This is a genomic window from Proteus terrae, from assembly GCF_003144325.1.
Lineage (GTDB): Bacteria > Pseudomonadota > Gammaproteobacteria > Enterobacterales > Enterobacteriaceae > Proteus > Proteus terrae.
This window is the reverse complement of record NZ_PENS01000004.1, coordinates 62,533-86,453: the sequence shown is the minus strand read 5'-3', so window position 1 is coordinate 86,453 and position 23,921 is coordinate 62,533. Positions and strand designations below refer to the sequence as shown.

The following is a 23,921-nucleotide window of genomic DNA, read 5'->3' as shown; positions in this document are numbered from 1 at the left end:
CTGGGGGTTACAACTTATTGTAAAACAGAAATATCCGCGACTTTTAAGAACAGTTCACGCAATTGACTTAACATGGTTAAACGGTTGATACGAACAGCTTCGTCTTCATCCATTACCATGACTTTGTCAAAGAAGTTATTGACCACATCACGTAATGAGGCCAGTTCAACTAATGCTTCTTGGTATTTGCGCTCTGCAAATAATGGTGCCAATTTATCTTGTAATACAGAAAGATTAGCCGCTAGTTGAACTTCTTCTGGGGCTTTTAAGACGGAAGCTAAAACAGTGTCATTCAGTTTTACATCAGCGGATTTTGCTAAGATGTTAGAAACACGCTTATTTGCTTCTGCTAATGCAGAGGCTTCGTCTAATGTGCGGAAGTAAGTTACTGCTTTAACGCGAGCATTGAAGTCAGCAGGTTGTGTTGGACGACGTGCTAATACAGCTTGAATAGTATCAATGCTGTAACCCAATTCTTGATACCAAGAACGGAAACGACCTAACATAAACTCAACCACATCACTGACCACATTTTTATTAGTCAGTTTGTCACCGTAAAGGCGAACCGCTTCTTGTGTCAGCTCTTCGATATCTAACGGTAAATCTTGCTCAACGATAATACGTAAAACACCCAGTGATGCACGACGTAGAGCAAATGGGTCTTTATCCCCTTTAGGATGTTGACCAATACCGAAAATACCCGCAAGTGTATCCATCTTCTCTGCAATAGCGAGGGCGCTAGCAACAGGATTAGAAGGTAATTCATCACCCGCGAAACGAGGCTGATATTGTTCTTTCAATGCAACTGCGACTTCTTCAGCTTCACCATCATGACGCGCATAATGCATACCCATAACACCTTGGGTATCTGTGAATTCGAACACCATATTGGTCATTAAGTCACATTTTGACAGTAAACCTGCGCGAGTTGCTTTATTAACATCAGCCCCCATTTTGCCAGCAATAAAGCCAGCTAATGCTTGAATACGGTCTGTTTTATCACGCAGTGTGCCTAAATCTTTCTGGAATAATACGGTTTCAAGGCGTGGTAAGTTATCTTCTAAACGTTGTTTACGGTCAGTTTTGAAGAAAAACTCCGCATCAGCTAAACGAGGACGCACTACTTTTTCGTTACCGCTGATGATCTGTTGTGGATCAGAAGATTCAATATTAGTGACGAAAATAAAGTTAGGTAATAATTTGCCTTGCTTGTCATAAACAGGGAAATATTTTTGGTCACCTTTCATCGTATAAACTAGCGCTTCAGCAGGAACTTCAAGGAATTTTTCCTCAAATTTTGCTGTTAACACAACAGGCCATTCAACCAATGAAGTGACTTCTTCGACTAAGCTATCGCTTAAATCTGCGATACCGCCAAGTTTTTCAGCAGCAAGACGGGCATCATGAAGAATAATTGATTTACGCGTTTCGTAATCAGCGATAACTTTTCCGCGCTCATAAAGAATTTCAGGATACTGATCCGCATTATCAATAGAGAATTCAGCTTCACCCATAAAGCGGTGACCACGAATAACGCGATCGCTTTGGATACCTAAAATTTCACCATCAATAACGGTATCACTTAATAATAAAGTGACGGTATGAACAGGGCGTACAAAGTGAGTTTCCTTATCACCCCAGCGCATTAATTTTGGAATTGGTAATTTTGATAATGCATTGCTTACCATGCCAATCAGTAATTGGTTAACAGCTTCACCTTTTACTTCTGCACGATAAAATAACCATTCGCCTTTATCTGTTGATAAACGCTCTGCTTGGTCAACTGTAATGCCATTACCTCTTGCCCAACCTTCAGCTGCTTTTGTCGGTTTGCCGTCAGCGTCAAATGCTTGAGCAATTGCAGGGCCACGTTTTTCAATGGTTCTATCTGCTTGTGATTTCGCCATATTAACCACTTTAATAGCTAAACGGCGAGGAGCTGCAAACCAAGATACATCACCATGAGTGATATTGGCGTTATCCAGTTCAGCAGTAAAATTAGCAGCAAAAGATTCGGCTAAAGAACGAAGCGCTTTCGGCGGTAATTCTTCTGTGCCGATTTCCACGAGGAAAGTCTCAGTTGTCATGATAGCCTCTTACTTTTTACACATAGGGAAACCAAGCGCTTCTCGAGAAGCATAATATGCTTCAGCAACCGCTTTGGTTAAAGTACGGATACGTAAAATATAACGCTGGCGCTCTGTCACAGAGATAGCTTTACGTGCATCCAATAAGTTAAAGGTGTGTCCTGCTTTTAAAATACGTTCATAGGCAGGTAAAGGCAGAGGTTTTTCTAACTCTAACAACTCACGAGCTTCTTTTTCATATTGCTCAAAGCAAGAGAACAGGAAGTCTACGTCGGCGTATTCAAAGTTATAGGTTGATTGCTCAACTTCGTTTTGATGATAGATATCGCCATAGGTGGTTTTACCTAATGGACCATCACACCAAACTAAGTCATAAACGCTATCAACACCTTGAATATACATGGCAAGACGTTCTAAGCCGTAAGTGATTTCACCCGTAACAGGTTTACACTCTAATCCACCTACTTGTTGGAAATAGGTAAACTGCGTCACTTCCATGCCGTTGAGCCAAACTTCCCAGCCTAAGCCCCAAGCACCTAAAGTTGGGTTTTCCCAGTTATCTTCTACAAAACGAATATCATGAATTGTTGGGTCTAAACCTAATTCTCTTAATGAGCCAAGATAAAGTTCCTGAATATTATCAGGTGATGGCTTAATGATAACTTGGAATTGGTAATAGTGCTGTAAACGGTTAGGGTTTTCACCATAACGTCCGTCTGTTGGACGACGAGAAGGCTGTACATAAGCCGCAGCGATAGGCTCTGGGCCTAATGCACGTAAACAAGTCATTGGGTGTGATGTGCCTGCACCCACTTCCATATCTAATGGTTGGACAATGGTACAGCCCTGGCGAGCCCAGTAATCCTGTAGTGTCAGGATAAGACCTTGAAAGGTTTTGGTATCAAACTTTTGCATGTTATATCCGCATGGCGATACATAGAATAAAAAGAAAGGTTTCAGTATACCTTCTAGACGAAAGATATACAGCAAGGAATGCGGGCAATTTTCCCTCGATCAAAAAAATAATCCCTTAATTGACTTTATGACTATGCTCAAAGAATTAGATTGAATTTTTTTTCACCTATTTACATGTATATTTATACAGTATATAAAATGGTGCTATTACAAGTTATTGGTAACAAGGAATAAGAAAATGAATAAACAGCGTTGCGATTGGGTAACTAATGATCCTGAATATTTGGCATATCATGATGATGAATGGGGTAAACCTGAACGAGATAAATACAAGCTTTTTGAAATGATCTGTCTTGAAGGTCAACAAGCTGGGTTATCTTGGTATACCGTACTTAAGAAAAGAGAAGGTTATCGTCGCTGTTTTTTTAATTTTTCACCTGAAAAAATTGCCACAATGACAGATAAAGATGTTGAAACCTTACTGCAAGATCCCGCAATTATTCGTCATCAAGGAAAAATTAACGCCATTATTAATAACGCCCGTATTTTCATGGCAATGGAAGAACAAGGCGAAGATTTTAGTCAGTTTATTTGGCAATTTGTTGATAATAAACCCATTATTAATCAGTGGTCCAATATTTCCCAAGTGCCCGCGTCCACTGAAATCTCAGATAAAATGGCAAAAACGTTGAAGAAAAAAGGCTTTAAATTTGTTGGTACAACAACTTGCTACGCTTTTATGCAAGCTGTTGGTATGGTTGATGACCATATTCTCTCTTGTTTTTGCCGCCAAGAAGAGAGTGAAAACGCCAATAAAAAGTAAAATATGAGTTGAGTTATCTTTAATCTAGAGTGTTATTGGTTTTATATTTCAATATTTAAAATCATATTAATATTACTATTCTATCATTTCGATTATAACTATTGATGCAGATTAAAGCTCGCGGTATGGTATTTCTTAACGAGAAAGCAACATAGAAGATACCTGCAAAGATGACTCAACTATCACAATTTGGACAAAAGTTTGCTCAGCACTCAGGCATTGCTCGCTTGATGCAAGACTTAAATGAAGGAATACGTACACCCGGTGCTGTGATGCTAGGAGGTGGGAATCCTGCTCATATTCCTGAAATGGATGACTATTTTCGCCAATTACTTAAAGAAATGACCGAAAATGGCTCATTAAGTGATGCAGTTTGTAACTATGATGGCCCGCAAGGCAAAGATGCTATGTTACAAGCGTTGGCAGCATGTTTAAAACAGAAGCTAGGCTGGAATATTTCGGCAAAAAATATTGCGCTAACTAATGGTAGCCAAAGTGCTTTTTTCTATCTATTTAATTTATTAGGTGGCACAACCAAAGATGGGAAGAAACGTAAAATTCTTTTCCCAATTGCCCCTGAATATATTGGTTATACTGATTCTGGATTAGAAGAAGATCTGTTTGTTGCGAATAAACCAACAATAGAAATGTTGCCGAATGGGCAATTTAAATATCATGTCGATTTTGCTCATCTTGAGATTGGTGATGACATAGCCGCTATTTGTGTTTCTAGACCAACAAATCCAACGGGTAATGTGATTACTGATGATGAAGTTGAAAAGCTAGAGGTTTTAGCTAAACGTCACAATATTCCTCTGATTATAGATAACGCTTATGGCGTTCCTTTTCCGGGTATTATTTTCACTAAAGCAACACCTCGTTGGAATGACAACACTATCCTTTGTATGAGCCTGTCCAAGTTAGGTTTACCGGGTGCACGCTGTGGCATTATTATCGCCAATGAAGAGCTGATTTCAGCCATTACAAATATTAACGGCATTATTAGTCTTGCACCTGGTGGAATTGGACCTGCAATGGCATTAGAAATGCTAAAACGCGATGATTTAATGCGGTTATCTCAAGATGTGATAGGGCCCTTCTATCATCAACGAGTACTTGAAACTATTAATATTATCCGCCGCTACTTACCTGAGGAACGTTGTCTTATTCATAAGCCGGAAGGTGCGATATTTTTATGGCTTTGGTTTAAAGATTTACCTGTTTCTTGTGAAGAGCTTTATCGTCGTTTGAAAAAACGTGGTGTATTAATGGTGCCGGGACATTACTTCTTTCCAGGATTAGAAGATTCATGGGATCACGCTCATCAATGTATGCGGATGAATTATGTACCTGAGCCTGAGTTGATTGAGAAAGGAATAAAAATTCTGGCTGAAGAAATCGAGAACATCTATCAGCCAGTGAATATCTAATAAAAATGCCCCTTCAGCGAGAAGAAGGGGCAAAGACAATAACGAGGACTTTTGAGCATAAGTTTGACGGAAAGAAATTGATTACTAAAAATTTAGCAATCCGTCTCAATCTAAATTTCTTAGCACGAGAACTATTAAAACAGACATTTATAAAATCTATGGCTTAAATAAGAGCCATTCATTGCCTTAATTATCCCTCTGCTAAGCCAAATGTGGATTTTGATAACAAATTTGGTTCAACTATTTAATATATTTATTATTTTTACTACAAAGTCCATATAATAAGCGCCATTAATTGTGGTGTTATGATGCGTAAAAACATTGCTAAAGGGTAAACTGTGGCATAGGAAAGCGCAGCAGCTCCACTTGAGCTATGAATTGAGTTTGCGAAGGCTAATGCAGGGGGATCGGTCATTGAACCTGCCAACATTCCGCAGAGGCTTAAATAATTAAGCTTAAAGAAGACTCTGGCAATCACACCGACAATCAATAACGGTAATAATGTAATCAAAATACCATAACCAATCCAACTCAAGCCTTGACCATAAATTAAGGTTTCGACAAATTCACCGCCAGAGTTTAATCCTACCACAGCAAGAAACATGACAATTCCTAACTCTCGCAATGCCAAGTTTGCACTTGGAGGCATAAACCAATAGAGCTTACCAAATGTACCAATACGTCCTAAAATTAAGGCAACAACAAGAGGACCACCAGCCAAACCTAATTTAAGAGCCACAGGAATACCGGGAATAAAAATAGGAATAGAGCCAAGTAAAACCCCTAAGCCGATACCAATAAAGACAGGAAGCATCTGAACTTGTTCTAATTTCTGACGGGCGTTACCTAACAGGACTGTAATGGCTTCAATAGACTCAGGGCGTCCAACAACATTAAGAATATCCCCGAATTGCAACATACTATTATTGCTCGGAATAAGTTCGATACCCGCGCGGTTCAAGCGAGTCACTACAACATCGTATTTTCTTTTAAGATCCAGATCTTTTAAACGTTTACTGAGCACGGAATCATTCGTTACGACGACTCGTACTGATTGAAGTAAATTTGTTGATGTTGAAAGTGAAGCATCGACCTCCTCACCAAGTACTAGACGTACTTTATTGAGATCTTCTTTTGAACCTACAATATGCAGTAAATCTCCCAACTGAATAATCGTTGAAGGCATAGGTACCATAATGTTATCTCCACGCTTTAAGCGGGAGCAGACGATGGCATCTTCATTGAGCAGAGGAATATCTTGCATTAATAAGCCATCTAAATTGGGGTTTTTAATCGCAATATTAATGGTATGTAGGGCATCTTTAGTACTGTGTTGTTGGTTACTAAAGGCTTTTGCTTCTTCATCAATGTTGATTTTAAAGAACACACGAATAAGCCACATTACTAGCAGAATGCCACAGATACCCATAGGATAGGCCATGGCATAGCCCATCCCCATTTGCCCCACCGAAGCCGGATCAACATGCAGATCTGTTAGTATTTGTTGCCCAGCACCTAAAGAAGGGGTGTTGGTGACAGCACCAGAAAAAATACCCAAAATAATAGGTAAAGGAACGTCAAATAGGCGATAAATAGAAGCGGTTATGACTGAGCCCAGAAGAATAATTAAGATGGCGAAGGCGTTTAGTTTTAAGCCTGAAACACGCAATGAGGAGAAAAAACCTGGGCCGACTTGGATACCAATGGTATAAACGAAAAGAATAAGTCCAAATTCTTGAATAAAATGAAGAGTTTGTGCATTAAGTGAAAAATTATAGTGTTGAGCAAAATGACCAATAATAATTCCACCAAAAAGAACGCCACCTATTCCTAGGCTGACTCGATAGATTTTGATATTGCCAATCCAAAGACCTAGAGCGCCTGCTAATGACAACATCACCATTGTTAATGCAATATCACTCATAAAAAAGATCCTGTACCCAAAAATAAAAATGAGAAAATTTGAGCTAAAACGATAAACCTATTTTGGCAAAGAATCATGAAAGTCGCTGTGTCTTATCGCACAGATTCAACATATATAGAGATCAAAAAAACAAGAAAGATAAATATAGAGTTAAAGTGTTTATTTAAAATAATGAAGGTTGAATTTTAATATCATCGAAACATAATAATTAATAATATTATTATGTTTTTTTTAATTAGATAAAGTGAAACATTCTCACGCTAGACTTATTTATTTAATAACTAAAAAATTAAGCTTTTTTATATCATCTTTCTCTTGTCCTGTAAGAGAAAACAGGTTTAACTATATGATAAAAAGCGTTGACTACGGATCTCGTTTTATAGGTGCCCTATGATATTTAGAACGACAAGTAAAAATTTAACATTAGTCACATTTTTGACGACATTACTGACAGGCTGCTCAAGTGTTATGACCCATGCAGGCCCGAATAAAGAACTTTATTCAGGGACAAAAAATAACATGACAATGCTAAAAGATGATGAAACTGGATGGGCAATGAAACCATTGGTTATTCTCGATCTCCCTTTTAGTGCTGTATTAGATACTTTATTATTACCTTACGATTATTATACTCAGGGTGATGATAAAAGTGATAATTCCCCTAAAGAACGCATAAAAAGATTGGAAAGTACAACTACGAATAATAATCATGAAAATAAGAATTAATATCAAATTAATGACTAAATAATGAATAAGTAATTATATTTAGTCATTATCTGTTTACTTGATTATTTATTTAGTACCGTTTCTTCTTTAGGTCCAAACATTTTGTTCAAACTATTAAGCTCCTGCATTTCCTTATCACATATTACTTTTTGTTCTGCCAGAGGCGCTGTCATTATCTGTTTTTTGCTTTGCTCGAAGTTAGCTTTAATCTCCGGCATATTATGTTTTAGATCTTCTCTTTGAGAAATGTACTGAATAAATCTATCCGCTTCTTTAAAGTACACTCGGCAAGCATGAGCTGTAGATGCTTGAGCTGGAAGTGTGGTTGACAATAAAAGTAATGCGACACCCCACCAACATTGTTTCATTCTCTAAACTACCTACCTTATTTGACATAAGGGAATTATATAAAAAGTATACTAATTAGACGATAATAATTGAGAATAAATTTGTGATTTTTTTTCATGTTTTATGGATAACGTAAAGAAAGCCATAGTAAAACGAAGATAGACAGGTAAGCGTGTTACAATAACGCTAAAATTCATCTCTTTTTATGATAAAAAAGTTAAAAATCAACCGTTTTGGTTGAAAACCATACGAATAGTCAGGAGATACTAAAAAAGTATTGACGGAGTGGGTTTCTGGCAGTAAGATGCACCTCGTTTTCGGCGAGTAGCGCAGCCTGGTAGCGCAACTGGTTTGGGACCAGTGGGTCGGAGGTTCGAATCCTCTCTCGCCGACCATATTAAGAACCCCGTTTTTAAAGCGGGGTTTTGTCGTTTTAGCCTTACCAAAAATACCTCACTCTTATTTTTGATTTCACCATAAAAGGTGTTTTCTCTCGCTCATCTTCTTTTTATCTCATCTCTCTCCCTACATTCCAAACTTCCATACAACTCAGAAACAGAGAACCGTGGAAATATTTTCCAAATCAAGATAAATATTAGCTGAAAATGCAGAGGGCTTAGCTGGCCTATAAAGTCGTTTAGGCATTAAATTATTTTAGAAATTTTTTAATAAACAATCTAAAAAAGTCTGTAAATTTTCTTCCAACGTCACTTTTATGGACGATAGAACTTCTGATAATGCTTAAATAATATAAATTTTTCACTATGAAAGAATTAAAATCATTAATAACAGACTGAATTTCATGGTCTTATCTAGTTAAGTGATTTGCTAAGAGCTAAAAATTGATACTTTTCACTCTATTTGCTTGATTAAAACTAAAATCAGGATCCTCTAGCAAGGTGATTGTTTTTCTTCCATAACAGAATAAAGCACCAAGTTCTTTGTTTCATTTCAAAATATTCGTTCAATATTTAAGCGGTTAATCACAAATTATGGCTTTTTTTAAAATAGTCATTTCACTTAAGGATTTCTTAATGTGTGGTTTTATTGACTAGATATTAGTCGCAGACTTATTTTTTTATTCTGAGTTTGTTCGATATTCGTTTCATTTGTGTTTATAACTTGTTCTTTTTACCTTCCAACACCTTATTGACGTAAGGGAGTACAGTTGGTTAATTGAACAATGACAAAATAAAAAGGTATTCCGTTTTTAAACAGGAAACCAAAACACAACAGAACAATTTCGGAGAGTAATGATGAAAAGCTCCAAAAAACAGACAGGAATTTTGACCGCAACAATTGGATTGCTCGCATTAGCTGTTTCTGCTGGTGTGCAGGCAAAAACATTGGTGTATTGCTCTGAAGGCTCACCTGAAGGATTTAACCCTCAGTTATTTACCTCTGGAACAACCTATGACGCAAGTTCAGTACCTATCTATGACCGTTTAGTTGAATTTAAACTGGGTACAACAGAAATCATTCCAGGCTTAGCTGAAAGCTGGGATGTGAGCGATGATGGCAAAGTGTATACCTTCCATTTGCGTAAAGGCGTAAATTGGCATAGTAGTAAAACCTTTAAGCCAACACGTGAATTTAATGCGGATGACGTGATGTATACGTTTATGCGTCAAATGGATCCAAAACATCCTTACCATAAAGTGTCTGGCGGAAGTTATGAATACTTCTCAGGAATGGATATGAACAACATGATCGAGAAAATCGAGAAGGTTGATGATCATACCGTTCGTTTTGTTTTAACTCGTTCAGAAGCCCCTTTTATTGCTGATATGGCAATGGACTTTGCTTCTATATTATCTGCTGAATATGCAGATAATATGATGAAAGCAGGTACGCCTGAAAAAGTGGACTTAGATCCTATTGGTACAGGGCCTTTCCAATTACAACAATATCAAAAAGATTCTCGTATTCTTTATAAAGCTAATGACCAATATTGGGATAAAAAACCAGATATTGACCGTTTAGTCTTCTCCATTACACCTGATGCCTCTGTACGATATGCAAAACTGCAAAAAGGTGAGTGTCAGGCAATGCCTTTCCCAAATCCTGCTGATATTGCGAAGATGAAACAAAATAGCGATATCAACCTATTAGAGCAACCAGGCTTAAATGTTGGTTATATCTCTTTTAATGTTGAGAAAAAACCACTGGATAACCAAAAGGTTCGCCAAGCATTAAGTATGGCGGTGAATAAAGACGCTATTATTGAAGCTGTTTATCAAGGCGCAGGTCAGAAAGCGAAAAACCTCATCCCTCCTACAATGTGGGGTTATAACGACGATATCGTTGATTACGAATATAACCCGGAAAAAGCCAAAGCACTGCTAAAAGAAGCGGGTCTTGCAGATGGCTTTACTATCGATTTATGGGCAATGCCAGTACAGCGCCCTTACAATCCGAATGCCCGCCGTATGGCTGAAATGGTACAAGCGGATTGGGAAAAAATTGGCGTTAAAACCAAGATTGTAAGTTACGAGTGGGGCGAATATCTCAAACGTGCTAAATCCGGTGAACACCAAGCCGTGATGATGGGTTGGACGGGGGATAATGGGGATCCAGATAACTTCTTCGCTACGCTATTTAGTTGTGCGGCAAAAGAGCAAGGATCGAACTATTCAAAATGGTGCTATAAGCCATTTGAAGATCTGATCCAACCTGCTCGAGTCGCCGCCGATCACGACAAGCGTGTTGAACTTTACAAACAAGCTCAAGTTGTTATGCATGATCAAGCACCTGCACTGATTATTGCTCACTCGACCGTTTATGAACCAGTGAGTAAAAAAGTAGAAAACTACGTGGTTGATCCGTTAGGCAAACATCACTTCGAGAATGTCTCTCTTAAATAATAGCAATACCTAATCGTTGGATTGCCTTAAATACGGTGTCTTTCTTTGTGAAAGGCACCGCTATTCAATAATAACGAATACATTCAGTACACTGTGGGCGCAGGGGGCTTTCCCCTGATTTATCAGCGCTATCTTTTAGCTGATGTTTGAAAAGAGAATTAGGATATGCTGCAATTTATCCTTCAACGTTTGGGACTTGTGATCCCTACGTTTATCGGAATTACATTATTGACGTTTATTTTCGTCCATCTTATTCCCGGTGATCCGGTAATGATTATGGCGGGTGAACGTGGACTTTCTCCAGAGCGTCATGCTTATTTAATGGCAGAGTTGGGGCTGGATAAGCCTTTATGGCAACAATATATCAATTACCTAAATGGCATTCTCCATGGTGATTTGGGTATCTCATTAAAAAGTCGCATTCCTGTATGGGATGAATTTTTACCTCGCTTTAAAGCCACTTTAGAACTTGGCGTGTGTGCCATGATTTTTGCGGTTTCAGTTGGGATCCCCGTTGGTGTTTTGGCAGCGGTAAAACGTGGATCTATCTTTGATCATACTGCGATTAGTGTGTCATTGGCAGGTTACTCCATGCCAATCTTCTGGTGGGGGATCATGTTAATCATGTTAGTGTCTGTGAAATTAGACCTAACACCTGTCTCTGGACGCCTCGCGGATAGTGTCTTTTTAGATGACAGTAATCCACTTACTGGATTTATGCTGATTGATACCTTTATTTGGGGTGAGGAAGGGGATTTCTTAGATGCCGTTCATCACATCATTTTACCTGCCATTGTATTAGGAACCATTCCTTTAGCAGTTATCGTCCGTATGACACGCTCTTCGATGCTTGAAGTATTAGGCGAAGATTATATTCGTACTGCAAGAGCAAAAGGCTTAAGCCGTGCTCGCGTCATTCTTATTCACGCATTACGTAATGCGATGTTGCCTGTTGTCACCGTTATTGGTCTACAAGTCGGGACAATGCTGGCAGGTGCAATCTTAACAGAAACCATTTTCTCATGGCCGGGATTAGGACGCTGGTTGATTGATGCTCTACAGCGGCGTGACTACCCCGTTGTTCAAGGTGGTGTACTTTTAATTGCAACGATGATTATCTTCGTCAATCTGTTGGTTGATGTTCTTTATGGCATTGTGAATCCTCGTATTCGCCATAAAAAATAAGGAATGCATAAATGACTGAAAATAAAGTAACACCGGTCATCAGTGCACCGGCTCCCATGACGCCCTTCCAAGAATTCTGGCATTATTTTAAACAAAATAAAGGTGCCGTTGTTGGGTTAATCTATATTGTAATTATGTTGCTTATTGCATCATTTGCAGGTTTTCTTGCACCTCATGCCCCTAATGAGCAATTCCGTGATTTCTTATTGGTACCTCCTGTTTGGCAAGAAGGTGGAAGCTGGCAATTTATTCTAGGTACAGATGATGTTGGTCGCGATATTCTTTCGCGCTTAATGTTTGGTGCTCGCCTTTCATTATTGGTGGGCTGTATTGTTGTCGTTCTGTCACTTATCTTAGGAATTATTCTAGGGTTAGCAGCGGGTTATTTTGGTGGCCTTGTGGATATCGGCATTATGCGTGTTGTTGATATCATGCTGGCATTACCTAGTTTATTATTGGCGCTAGTGTTGGTCGCTATTTTTGGTCCCTCTATTGTTAATGCTTCTATCGCATTAACTTTTGTTGCCTTACCGCATTATGTTCGACTGACTCGTGCCGCTGTTTTAATTGAAGTTAACCGTGATTATGTGATTGCCTCTCGTGTTGCAGGCGCGGGTTCAATGCGTCAGATGTTTATCAATATATTACCTAACTGCCTTGCACCTTTAATTGTTCAAGCCTCTTTAGGTTTTTCTAATGCAATCTTAGATATGGCGGCATTGGGCTTTTTAGGTATGGGCGCACAACCACCAACCCCTGAATGGGGAACCATGTTATCTGATGTGTTGCAGTTTACACAAAGTGCATGGTGGGTTGTGACGTTTCCTGGTCTGGCGATTTTGTTTACCGTATTAGCCTTTAATTTAATGGGTGATGGTTTACGAGATGCGCTTGATCCGAAATTAAAGCAGTAACGGAGTAAGAACATGGCATTACTAAATATTAATCAACTATCTGTTCACTTTGGTGATGAAGATACTCCGTTTAAAGCGGTAGACCGAATTAGCTATCAGGTTGAAGAAGGGCAAGTAGTCGGCATTGTAGGGGAGTCTGGTTCGGGTAAATCCGTTAGCTCGTTGGCGATTATGGGGCTTATTGATTTTCCGGGGCGAGTGAGCGCACAAGAGCTCTTTTTTGATGGTAGAGATCTTATGAAAATCTCTGAATCAGAGCGACGCAATTTAGTCGGTGCCGATGTTGCGATGATTTTCCAAGATCCAATGACAAGCTTGAATCCTTGCTTTACGGTTGGCTATCAAATTATGGAAGCGTTAAAAGTCCATCAGGGTGGAAGTCGTAAAACACGCAAACAACGTGCTATCGACCTTTTAACGCTGGTGGGAATTCCTGATCCAGCTTCTCGCTTAGATGTTTATCCACACCAGCTTTCAGGGGGAATGAGTCAGCGTGTTATGATCGCAATGGCGATCGCTTGTCGCCCTAAATTATTGATTGCTGATGAACCAACCACAGCGCTGGATGTCACTATTCAGGCACAAATCATAGAGCTTTTGCTCGACTTACAAAAACAAGAAAATATGGCACTAGTGTTGATCACTCATGATCTCGCATTAGTAGCTGAAGCTGCGGACACTATTATTGTGATGTACGCAGGACAAGTAGTAGAGTCAGGAAAAGCATCAGAAATTTTTAAAGCGCCTCGCCATCCTTACACTCAAGCATTATTAAGGGCACTTCCTGAGTTTGCGAGTAATAAAGCGCGGTTAGCATCACTACCGGGCGTTGTACCGGGACGTTATGATAGACCAACAGGTTGCTTACTCAATCCGCGTTGCCCATATGCTCATGATGAATGTTATAAGATTGAGCCAGAGTTAAAAGAATTAGGAATGCACCGTGTGAAATGTCATACACCGTTAGATAATGCAGGGAGACCTACCCATGGCTGAAGTTAATCCAAATGTATCAACTCCCTTGTTAAAAGCGGTTAATTTAGCGAAGTATTACAGCGTAAAGGGTGGGCTTTTTTCAAAAGAGAGAACAGTTAAAGCCCTTGATGGTATCTCTTTTGAATTAGAGCGCGGTAAAACTTTAGCTGTTGTTGGTGAATCGGGATGTGGCAAATCCACATTAGGCCGATTATTAACAATGATTGAGATCCCTACTTCCGGTGAGCTTTCTTATCGTGGTCAAAATCTGTTAATTAAAGATAAATCGGCTGAGAAGTTGCGTCGCCAGAAGATCCAAATTGTGTTTCAAAATCCTTATGGATCATTGAATCCGCGTAAAAAAGTGGGGCAAATTTTAGAAGAGCCTTTATTAATTAATACAACACTGAATGCCTCTGAGCGTAAAGAAAAAGTATTATCAATGATGGCTAAAGTTGGATTAAAAACAGAACACTATAGCCGATACCCACATATGTTTTCTGGTGGTCAACGTCAGCGTATTGCTATTGCGCGTGGTTTGATGCTTGATCCAGATATTGTGGTAGCAGATGAACCTGTTTCTGCACTGGATGTATCAGTTCGTGCCCAAGTACTGAATTTAATGATGGATCTGCAACAAGATATGGGGCTCTCTTATGTGTTTATTTCTCATGATCTTTCGGTTGTTGAGCATATTGCAGATGAAGTTATTGTAATGTACTTAGGGCGTTGTGTGGAAAAAGGAACAAAAGCGCAAATTTTTGAAAATCCACAACATCCTTATACGCAGGCATTATTATCAGCAACACCAAGATTGACACCTGAATTAAGACGAGAGCGTATTAAATTAACAGGAGAATTACCAAGCCCATTAAATCCGCCACCGGGTTGTGCTTTCGCAGCTCGTTGTCGCCGTGCATTTGGACCGTGTAGTCAATTACAGCCAACATTAAAAGAGTATAACGGTCAGCTTATTGCTTGTTTTGCAGTGGAGCAAGATAACGCAATAGTTTAAATAAAATAAACTCATCTCATTAAATAAGGACAATATATTGATTTATATTGTCCTTATTTTTTCATTAATAATATTTAATTAATCTTAACTAAATAATCTAATAATGATTTTATAGATATAAAATATTATATTTTTGTGGGTTTTTTTAAATATAAACTTCAATGATATTAATGGGAAATAGTATTTTCCATTAATAAATATACTATGCTTAGCATTGTGTTTTAACTTGGAGTTAAGGGTTTAATAGTGTTTAATTTTATGTATTCTAGTGTTTTTTAGTGAATTGTATCTTTTTATTAATATAAAGTAGATTTGTTGTAAATAATAAAGAGAGAGTAAGATTTTATTTTTATTTTACTATTTTTATCTTATAACTATACTCAAATAACAATAATTATATATTTATCTACTTTCATTTTAATGGATAGTCGCTTTTTATAACGTTATTTTCTTTATTGATAGTGATACATAACTACAAAAATACAGTATAATCACTCTGATCAGACATGTATATTGGAAATAGCAATGATGAAACCTCATCTTAAACATTCATTAACAATAAAACAGATGGCCGCTGTTGCGGGCGTTACGTTGGTGACTATTGCTATTTTTATCAGTATTCAACTTGTTTATTTGATAGATCAACGCCGTGAAGATTATCAAAATCAGCTTTTTAATGCCGGTGTAAGTATCCAGCAACCACTCGCTGATGCATTATTACGGTCAGATTTGAACGATGCTAAACAACAGATAGTTGCACTAAAAGCGACGGGGATTTTGGGTAAAGCGATTGTCATGCAACCCGAGAATGTGCAAGTAATGAATTTAGATTTTGCACCCAAAAAAGAAGTCTCTGAATTTTCAAGTTGGCTTTTTGGTATTCCCGTTGAAGCTGTTGTTCCTTTACAGCCATTAGGTATTACTTCAACAGATGATAAGTCCTATAGTGGTCATCTCATTTTACAGGCTGACACAAACCGTTTTTATCGTTTTGCCAGTAATACTGTCGCATTGATGCTAACAACATATCTGTTGATGGGACTTATTCTGACGGTTGCTATTAGTTGGTGTATTAATCGTATTGTTGTAAAACCTTTACGCCAAATCGCCGTTACCCTCAATAAAGATAGCCAAGTTTCAGCGTTATCTTGTCCAAAATCACATTGTGATGATGAGATTGGTTTGCTGGTTAAAGGATATAATCATCAAAAATCTGATCAAAAATTGCCGAAGGTCTGAACCTTCTTACGCCATAATGAGTCTAATCACTATAGTGATTTCATTTCATGTTTTTGTGGTGATAAAGAATGATAATACAAAAAATAGACATCCAACATCTAACATGTCTTTTGGCACTTATTGTTAAACCTCATAAGTGGTTTAATACCAAGGATTAATACAACAGAGGTTCACATGCAGGGTGTAATGACACGAATTTTATTGGGAAGCGTTATATTCGGCGCTGTTGTTTGCCAAGTTCAAGCAGAGGCTTTACAGCCTGATCCGGCTTGGCAAGAAGGGCGACTAGCAAATGGCTTTCAGTGGCAAATATTACAAACACCGCAACGCCCAAATGATAGAATACAGATCCGTTTATTAGTCAATACGGGGTCTTTATCAGAAAAAAGCAGTGAAACGGGTTTTTCATCCTTAGTGTCCAAACTCAACGTTTTGGAAAATACAGGTTTAACGCCAGAGAAACGCGATAATCTATGGAAAAATGCACTAGATCCTGACTATCCGTTGCCTCCAATGATCGTTTCATATGATTTTACTGTTTATAATCTCAGTTTACCGAACAATCAGCCTGAGTTGTTAAAGGATGCTTTTGCATTATTAGCAGGTATTGCTAAACCTGCACAATACACAGAAAATGCGGTTCGTAATGCAGTTCAATCACCACTTCCGATTGCAACATTTCCTCTTAATATTGAAGATCCTATCTGGCGCTCACGTCTTGAAGGTTCTAATTTAAAAGGCCACAATCCGGGCAAACCCGTTAATCAATCAGTAAATACTAAAGAGTTGTCGGATTACCAACAGCGTTGGTACACCCCAGATATGATGACGCTTTATGTTGCAGGTAATGTTGATAATCGAGTATTGACTGAAAGTATTAATCAGGCTTTTTCATCTCTATCAGGAAAGCGTGTAACACCAGTTCCAGTCCCTGTTCTTGCTGATATGAAACCTGAAACCTTATATGTGCAAGAGCCTATGCGAGCAAAAGACCAAATTGCTTTAATTTGGGATTTAGATTGGTCGCCAGTAAAAGACTCTGATACGTTAAATAAATATTGGTTAAGTGATTTAGCTCGTGAAGTGATTTTTGTACATTTAGGTCGTAGTCTTGAACAACGTAAAGAAAATGATAGCACTCAAATTAACATTGATTGCCGAGTACAATATCAGCGTGCAAGTTGTTCTTTAAATCTTGATACTGCTACAGCACACATTCCTGCATTAGCATCATGGGTAGGAGAAGAATTGGGTCGCTTGCGTAACCAAGGTATCAGCGATGAGTTGTACCAAGAGTTACAACAAGAGAAACAACTTCAATTAACTCAATTATTTGCGCGTTATGCAAAAACCAGTACTGCTATTTTAATTAATCAGCGTCTGTTATCGCAACAAAGCAATATTATTGATATTCCACCTGAACAATATCAGCGCTTACGCCAAGCATTTTTAGCGGGCTTAACAAAAGAGACGTTAAATCAGGAACTTTCAAGAGTTTTATCTGAAGATATTGCTTTTGTACTAACACAAAGTGGTGAAACGCCAACCGTAAATCTAGGTGAATTGCGTATTCAATTTGAAAAGCAAGTTCATCCAGAAACGGCAAATACACCCGCTCCTGTCGTAACGACTACACCCAGTAAAGCAGTTGAAACCCCTCTGCGGTAACAACTACAGCGATGGAAATAACACCAACGAAGGAATCGTAATAGAGCAAAGATAGGCTGATATTGAAAATATATCAGCCATAAAACAAATAAAAAGCCAAAAGTGTTATTGATACATTTTTGGCTTTTTATTTGTTTAATCTTAAAGGCGTTTAAAGGCTTCTTTAATAATAGCTATCAAATCGTCACGGCTATTTCGCTGGGTTGTAAAACCTGCAATAGCAATCTGTTTTTCAGGTAAATAATAAGCTGCAGAGCCCCAGTAACCAAGGTGATAGTAAAGTGTGCCTAGGCTAGTTTCTTCAGTCATTAAACCTAAACGATAATTTGCAGCCCCAGTATGTGTGCCTTGCCATTTCATCTCTTTTAAGGTTGATGGATGCAAGTAAACTCTATCTTCGAAGAGATCAGCTGTAAATTTAGCTAACTCAAGGGTTGTCATCACAAGTCCGCCACCACCAAAAGCATCCATTGAAGCATCAATATGAGTTCCTTCATGTTCGCCTGTAAATTGTCTGGCACGCGCTTTGGGATGCTTAGGTTGTAGCTCTAAACCTTCCCACCATGTTTGAGGTAAATCTAAGTCTTGAAAATGCAATAATTCACGAACGGCGATGGCCATATTTTTTTTCATAAACTGAGAAAGAATATCACCTAACAAAATGTAGCCTGTATCTGAATAAATAAAGCGTTTTCCTGCCGGGATAATGGGAAAACCTTGTTGAGCATAGCGTGCAATTTGCTCTTCTCGTGTCCATTTGTGAGAGGGATCTTTAATTACATCTTCGAGATAAGCTTCATTGGCATGATCGAATAACCCACTGCTGTGGCTTAATAAATGGCGTAGTGTAATGGTCTTAAGGTCATAGCCTAGCTCTAATAATGTCTGTTGATAATTAGCACTTAAATACTTAGTTATGTCATCATCAAGAGACAGAGCATTTTGTTCCCATAAACGTAAAAAAGCAGCAGCGAGAAAGGTTTTTGTATTACTAGCGATTCGAAAAGGCGTATCTACAGTTAATTTTTTCTGGGTACTTTCGTCGGCAAATCCGTGCGCCATACCAAAAGGGTATTGGATGCCTGCACCTGTAATATAGATAGCACTTGCTGAAGGTAAGGCATGAAAAGCATCAGTCATCGATTGAACCATAGTTACTTCCTTATCTGTCAGGAAAATAAATCAGCAAAAAGGGTGTACTTGGCACCCTTTATTTATATTGCAGAAATTCATTATTTACTTTTTGCTGCTGCTCGTAATTCTGTTACTGTTTTACCGCCTATTCCCCAGTTGTCTGTTTCAACTTCATCAATCACTACAACAGTAGTTGCTGGGTTTTTACCTAATACATCAACCAAAAGTTGTGTCGCTCCCGCAATAAGTTGCTCTTTTTGTTCTGCGGTTGCACCTTCGCGTGTAATTTTAATATTAACGTATGGCATTGTTTTTCCTTATTATGTTATTTATAGGCGGTTAATGCAGGGAATTAACCATATAGTTTTATCATAAAGTTAAGATGTTGATTGCGTTTCATCCAGCTGTTCTTTACGCATATTTGGACCATCAGTCGCGATCCACGCAGCACAAAAAAGCGTTAATCGGGCAAAAAAGTAGAAGAAAGCCATTAAACCTATCACTGAACCAAATGCGGCACCTGACGGTGAGCTTGCGATTTTGGGTAGCATCCATGTCATTACTGATTTCAATATTTCAAAACCAATGGCAGCGATAAGTGTACCTTTAATAAGCGAAATTCGTTTTGGTTGATGGCGAGGTAGGATCCATAATATCCATAAAAAAAGTAAATAGTTTGCGGTAATGGAAATAGTTAAGCCGATAGTTGTCCATGCTGGTGTTAGCCATTCAATGCCATCTAATCCTAGTGTATGAACAATCATTCTTTGGGCTGAACCTGCCACAGAAGTTAGCGTAATAGTGACGATTAATGCGAAAAGTAAGCCAATTAGCGCTAAAAAGTCACGAAAATAGCGGAAATAGATTTTTTCTTGCTCTTCTTTATTTCTTTCCCAAACGGGGCGTGATTGCGCCAAAATGGCTTGGCGTAAATTACCCACCCAATTGACACCAGAATAAAGTGCAATCGCTAAACCGGTTAAACCAACAGTTGTACGCTGGCGAACTGCGGTATCAATACTCTGTTGAACAGTGGATGCAAGCGTTGGATCATCAATGCTATTTGCAACACCTGTAATTAATTTGGCGAGTAAATCTGGGTTTGAGGCTAAAACGAAACCCGCACAAGCAAAGGAAAGCATTAATACAGGGATTAATGATAAAAATGAAAAGTAGGTAATGGCGGCACCAAACTGATTTCCCATTCTGTCAGTAAAACGTTCGGCCGTGCGAATTAGATGTGCAATAAAAGGTATGTTAGTAATAAAATTACTGATTTTAATCCCAACACCAATAGCTTTTTTTCCGCCATGGAGCCCTTTTTCCAGCCCTTTTTTGAGCGGCTGAGTCAGTTGAGTTTTTTCATTTTCTGTTTGGGGTTGCTGCTCTTCTGACATATATCCTCTTTAATTAGATCTGTCCATTTTTAATAATTGAGTGTCACTACTATAGTTTTCACTCAAAAATATCATAGCTTAATTTCTATTACACACCTTATGCTTATTGTAATTAGCCACTGATTTAGGAGATGTATTTGTTTGTTCTGGCTTAAGTGTAGATGATGCTCTATCAAAAGGCGTAGATAATCTTGTACTTAATAAAGGATAAAAAACCAATACAGCAATTCTGAAATTAAGTTTAGTTTAATAAGAGAATGGCTACTCACTTATTGTTTTATTCTGTATTTCACAGTCAAATAAGGAGTAGGCATTAATTACTTATAATAACTACTTTGTCAGTAGATTTAATTCTTCTTCTATTGCCTTCAAATCTGCCTTTTCTTCAGCTAGTTTTCTTTCTTGTTTAGCAATTTTATCTGCATCACCTTTAAGTTGTGCTTCCTTTAATTCGAGCTCGCGCTCTTTAACATCAAGTTGTTTTTCACGTAATTCAAGGTGTGTGTTTTCAACCACTTTTTCAGGTGTGCAATAGCGTTCAACATTTTGCAATGCTCGCTCTAAACCTTGGATACGATATTGATTACCATGTGCTTTAGCATATTCCATCTGTTTTTGGATATTCTGTTTTTTTATCTCACAGCCATTGGCTGGTCTATCGGCGTAAGCATTGCTTGTGAGTAAACTTAAAGCAATGGCTGTAAAAAGTAATTTTTTCATCATTCTATCCTGTTTAAACTTAAGTGAAATATGGACTTATCATAACGGCTGGATACTAAGACACAACGTTTCTTTCGCTTTCAATGAAGAAGTTCGGCTTTTTCTGATACACTGAGTTTAATCACGATTTCAGAGTAAATTAATTACTAAGCTATACTTATTTCTAACGGAAGATAAAGAATGCTGAGCTATCGCCATAGTTTTCATGCTGGCAACCACGCCGATGTTTTAAAACATATTGTTCAAACACTCATCATTGAGTCTTTAAAAGAGAAAGAGAAACCTTTTCTTTATCTTGATACTCATGCTGGCGCTGGACGTTATCAATTAACCAATGCTCATGCGACTCGCACTGGCGAATATTTAGAAGGGATCGCACGCTTATGGCAGCAAGAAGAGGTGCCGGAGCTTATTTTACCTTACCTTGAAGCGGTGGGAGAATTAAACGCCAGTGGAGAACTGCGTTATTATCCAGGATCTCCTCTATTAGCGGGTAAATTACTAAGAGAACATGATTCTTTAGTACTAACAGAATTACATCCAACGGATTTTCCTTTATTACGTACCGAATTCTCTCGTGATGAGCGAGCTAGAGTTTCTCGTGAAGATGGTTTTGGGCAATTAAAATCTAAGTTACCTCCTCCAAGTCGTCGTGGATTCGCATTAATTGATCCACCTTATGAACTTAAACAAGACTATTCTGCCGTTGTTAAAGGTGTTGTTGAAGGTCATAAGCGCTTCGCGACGGGAACTTATGCGATTTGGTATCCTGTTGTTCATCGTCAGCAAATCAAACGCATGTTAAAAGAGCTTGAAGCAACAGGGATCCGTAAGATTTTACAAATCGAATTAGCAGTAAAACCTGATAGTGATCAATTGGGAATGACGGCATCAGGGATGATTGTGATTAATCCACCTTGGAAATTAGAATCACAAATGAAATCAATACTCCCTTGGTTACATAAAACCTTAGTTCCTGAGGGTATTGGACATACATTAGTTGAGTGGGTTGTACCAGAATAAGCATCTTTATTATTGTTTTTGCCTATTACTGTAAAAGCTAAAATCTGACGTGCTATGTTTTAAATTTTGTCATAATAGACATCATGATATTAAAGACTTAGCCTGTGAGTTACCTATTTTTCTACAGATAAATGGATCAGAGAAATGACGAGCAAACATTACGATTATATCGCCATCGGTGGCGGTAGTGGCGGTATCGCATCAATTAATAGAGCGGCAATGTATGGCCAAAAATGTGCATTAATTGAAGCGAAAGCATTAGGTGGCACTTGTGTAAACGTGGGTTGTGTACCTAAAAAAGTGATGTGGCATGCAGCACAAATTGCCGAAGCTATTCATCAATACGGTCCTGATTATGGTTTTGATACCACAGTGAATCGTTTTGATTGGGATACACTCATTAGTAGCCGTTCTGCTTATATTGACCGTATTCATCAATCTTATGACCGTGTCTTAGGTAATAACAAAGTTGATGTTATTCAAGGGTTTGCTCGTTTTGTTGATGCCAATACTATTGAAGTCAATGGTGAGAAGATCACGGCTGATAATATTCTGATTGCAACAGGAGGTCGTCCTGTTCAACCTAATATTCCGGGCGCTGAGTATGGTATTAATTCTGATGGCTTCTTTGAATTAAAAGCCTTACCAAAACGCGTTGCTGTTGTTGGTGCTGGTTATATCGCTGTTGAACTTGCAGGTGTATTAAATGCTTTAGGTAGCGAAACACATCTATTTGTGCGTAAACATGCACCACTACGTAATTTCGACCCATTAATCGTTGAAACACTGTTAGAAGTGATGGAAACCGAAGGGCCTAAATTACATACACAAGCTATTCCTAAAGCTGTGATTAAAAATGAAGATGGAAGTTTAACGCTACAACTAGAAAACGGTACAGAGCAGACAGTTGATACCTTAATCTGGGCAATTGGTCGTGAGCCTGCAACTGATAACCTGAATCTGGCAGTAACGGGCGTTGAGTTAAATGAAAAAGGCTATATCAAAGTCGACAAATTCCAAAATACCAATGTAAAAGGTATTTATGCGGTTGGCGATAACACAGGAGCGGTTGAATTAACACCTGTTGCTGTTGCCGCCGGGCGTCGTTTGTCAGAGCGTTTATTTAACAACAAACCTAACGAACACCTAGACTATTCAAATATTCCGACTGTTGTATTTAGTCATCCTGCTATTGGTACTGTTGGCTTAACAGAGCCTCAAGCGGTTGAGCAATACGGTGCTGATCAGGTCAAAGTATACAAATCGTCTTTCACGGCAATGTATAGTGCTGTGACTCGTCATCGTCAACCATGTCGCATGAAGTTGGTTTGTGTTGGTGCAGACGAAAAAATTGTTGGTATTCATGGTATTGGTTTTGGCATGGATGAAATGCTACAAGGCTTTGCTGTTGCACTGAAAATGGGCGCAACGAAAAAAGACTTTGATGATACTGTGGCAATCCACCCAACTGCAGCAGAAGAATTTGTTACTATGAGGGGTTAATGTAGAAAACCCACCTACACACGTTCTTACT

20 protein-coding genes and 1 tRNA gene are annotated in these 23,921 nt (G+C 38.4%); 13 read left to right on the top strand and 8 right to left on the bottom strand.

The genetic code is table 11. The features are described from left to right. Positions 1–14 precede the first annotated feature (14 nt). Together glyS and glyQ are read right to left on the bottom strand one after the other, a co-directional pair. Positions 15–2,087 (bottom strand): glycine--tRNA ligase subunit beta, encoded by a 2,073-nt coding sequence (gene glyS, locus DK857_RS03815; protein ID WP_109401584.1) that lies wholly within the window; start codon positions 2,085–2,087, stop codon positions 15–17. A gap of 9 nt (positions 2,088–2,096) precedes the next feature. Further along, positions 2,097–3,002, bottom strand: coding sequence for a glycine--tRNA ligase subunit alpha (glyQ, locus tag DK857_RS03810; protein WP_004246832.1), 906 nt, complete (start codon positions 3,000–3,002; stop codon positions 2,097–2,099). Positions 3,003–3,240: 238 nt separating this feature from the next. Between glyQ and DK857_RS03805 the strand changes: the two genes are divergently transcribed. Continuing rightward, positions 3,241–3,825, top strand: coding sequence for a DNA-3-methyladenine glycosylase I (locus DK857_RS03805; RefSeq protein WP_109395032.1), 585 nt, complete (start codon positions 3,241–3,243; stop codon positions 3,823–3,825). Between the two features lie 170 nt (positions 3,826–3,995). After that, positions 3,996–5,255, top strand: a complete 1,260-nt coding sequence (locus DK857_RS03800) for a valine--pyruvate transaminase (protein ID WP_109395031.1) — start codon at positions 3,996–3,998, stop codon at positions 5,253–5,255. Positions 5,256–5,520: 265 nt separating this feature from the next. Here the strand turns inward: DK857_RS03800 and DK857_RS03795 are convergent, their stop codons facing one another. Then, entirely contained in the window at positions 5,521–7,179 is a 1,659-nt protein-coding gene (locus DK857_RS03795; RefSeq protein ID WP_109395030.1) for a putative transporter, read from the bottom strand. Between the two features lie 390 nt (positions 7,180–7,569). On the opposite strand from DK857_RS03795, the gene DK857_RS03790 reads away from it, so the two are divergent. After that, positions 7,570–7,905: a YceK/YidQ family lipoprotein gene (locus tag DK857_RS03790; RefSeq protein WP_109395029.1), complete on the top strand. Its 336-nt coding sequence runs from the start codon at positions 7,570–7,572 to the stop codon at positions 7,903–7,905. Positions 7,906–7,967: 62 nt separating this feature from the next. Here the strand turns inward: DK857_RS03790 and DK857_RS03785 are convergent, their stop codons facing one another. Next, positions 7,968–8,273 carry a DUF5339 family protein gene (locus tag DK857_RS03785; RefSeq protein ID WP_109395028.1) on the bottom strand — a complete coding sequence of 102 codons (306 nt, stop codon included), beginning with the start codon at positions 8,271–8,273 and terminating at the stop codon, positions 7,968–7,970. Positions 8,274–8,571: 298 nt separating this feature from the next. On the opposite strand from DK857_RS03785, the gene DK857_RS03780 reads away from it, so the two are divergent. The 8 genes from DK857_RS03780 (at position 8,572) to DK857_RS03745 (ending at position 18,113) form a co-directional block, all read left to right on the top strand. Next, positions 8,572–8,648: transfer RNA gene (locus DK857_RS03780), tRNA-Pro, on the top strand. A gap of 861 nt (positions 8,649–9,509) precedes the next feature. Continuing rightward, the gene (gene dppA, locus DK857_RS03775; protein WP_109395027.1) at positions 9,510–11,117 is read left to right on the top strand and encodes a dipeptide ABC transporter periplasmic-binding protein DppA; all 1,608 of its coding nucleotides are present in this window, start codon (positions 9,510–9,512) and stop codon (positions 11,115–11,117) included. A 165-nt stretch (positions 11,118–11,282) separates the two neighbouring features. Further along, positions 11,283–12,302: a dipeptide ABC transporter permease DppB gene (gene dppB, locus DK857_RS03770; protein ID WP_100159699.1), complete on the top strand. Its 1,020-nt coding sequence runs from the start codon at positions 11,283–11,285 to the stop codon at positions 12,300–12,302. An 11-nt stretch (positions 12,303–12,313) separates the two neighbouring features. Beyond that, complete coding sequence (gene dppC, locus DK857_RS03765) at positions 12,314–13,216, top strand: dipeptide ABC transporter permease DppC (RefSeq protein ID WP_109401583.1); 903 nt, start codon at positions 12,314–12,316, stop codon at positions 13,214–13,216. Between the two features lie 12 nt (positions 13,217–13,228). Next, positions 13,229–14,212 (top strand): dipeptide ABC transporter ATP-binding protein, encoded by a 984-nt coding sequence (dppD, locus tag DK857_RS03760; RefSeq protein ID WP_109401582.1) that lies wholly within the window; start codon positions 13,229–13,231, stop codon positions 14,210–14,212. Continuing rightward, positions 14,205–15,206, top strand: coding sequence for a dipeptide ABC transporter ATP-binding subunit DppF (gene dppF, locus DK857_RS03755; protein ID WP_109401581.1), 1,002 nt, complete (start codon positions 14,205–14,207; stop codon positions 15,204–15,206). Before dppD ends, dppF begins: the two co-directional genes overlap by 8 nt. A gap of 528 nt (positions 15,207–15,734) precedes the next feature. After that, positions 15,735–16,445, top strand: coding sequence for a HAMP domain-containing protein (locus tag DK857_RS03750; RefSeq protein WP_075673350.1), 711 nt, complete (start codon positions 15,735–15,737; stop codon positions 16,443–16,445). 174 nt (positions 16,446–16,619) lie between these two features. After that, a complete protein-coding gene (locus DK857_RS03745) occupies positions 16,620–18,113 on the top strand; it encodes an insulinase family protein (protein WP_109395024.1) in 1,494 nt (497 codons plus the stop codon). A gap of 141 nt (positions 18,114–18,254) precedes the next feature. Here DK857_RS03745 and DK857_RS03740 read toward each other — a convergent pair whose 3' ends face one another. From DK857_RS03740 to DK857_RS03725, 4 genes are all read right to left on the bottom strand, one after another. Then, complete coding sequence (locus tag DK857_RS03740; RefSeq protein WP_109395023.1) at positions 18,255–19,265, bottom strand: serine hydrolase domain-containing protein; 1,011 nt, start codon at positions 19,263–19,265, stop codon at positions 18,255–18,257. An 80-nt stretch (positions 19,266–19,345) separates the two neighbouring features. After that, positions 19,346–19,555, bottom strand: a complete 210-nt coding sequence (locus tag DK857_RS03735; protein ID WP_109395022.1) for a 2-hydroxymuconate tautomerase family protein — start codon at positions 19,553–19,555, stop codon at positions 19,346–19,348. 69 nt (positions 19,556–19,624) lie between these two features. After that, positions 19,625–20,644, bottom strand: coding sequence for an inner membrane protein YhjD (yhjD, locus tag DK857_RS03730; protein ID WP_109395021.1), 1,020 nt, complete (start codon positions 20,642–20,644; stop codon positions 19,625–19,627). A 330-nt stretch (positions 20,645–20,974) separates the two neighbouring features. After that, complete coding sequence (locus tag DK857_RS03725) at positions 20,975–21,364, bottom strand: DUF1090 domain-containing protein (protein ID WP_109401580.1); 390 nt, start codon at positions 21,362–21,364, stop codon at positions 20,975–20,977. A gap of 180 nt (positions 21,365–21,544) precedes the next feature. Here DK857_RS03725 and DK857_RS03720 point away from each other — a divergent pair, with 180 nt between their 5' ends. Further along, positions 21,545–22,387 carry a 23S rRNA (adenine(2030)-N(6))-methyltransferase RlmJ gene (locus DK857_RS03720; protein ID WP_098941700.1) on the top strand — a complete coding sequence of 281 codons (843 nt, stop codon included), beginning with the start codon at positions 21,545–21,547 and terminating at the stop codon, positions 22,385–22,387. Positions 22,388–22,531: 144 nt separating this feature from the next. Further along, positions 22,532–23,890 carry a glutathione-disulfide reductase gene (gorA, locus tag DK857_RS03715; protein ID WP_109401579.1) on the top strand — a complete coding sequence of 453 codons (1,359 nt, stop codon included), beginning with the start codon at positions 22,532–22,534 and terminating at the stop codon, positions 23,888–23,890. The last annotated feature ends 31 nt before the right edge of the window (positions 23,891–23,921 follow it).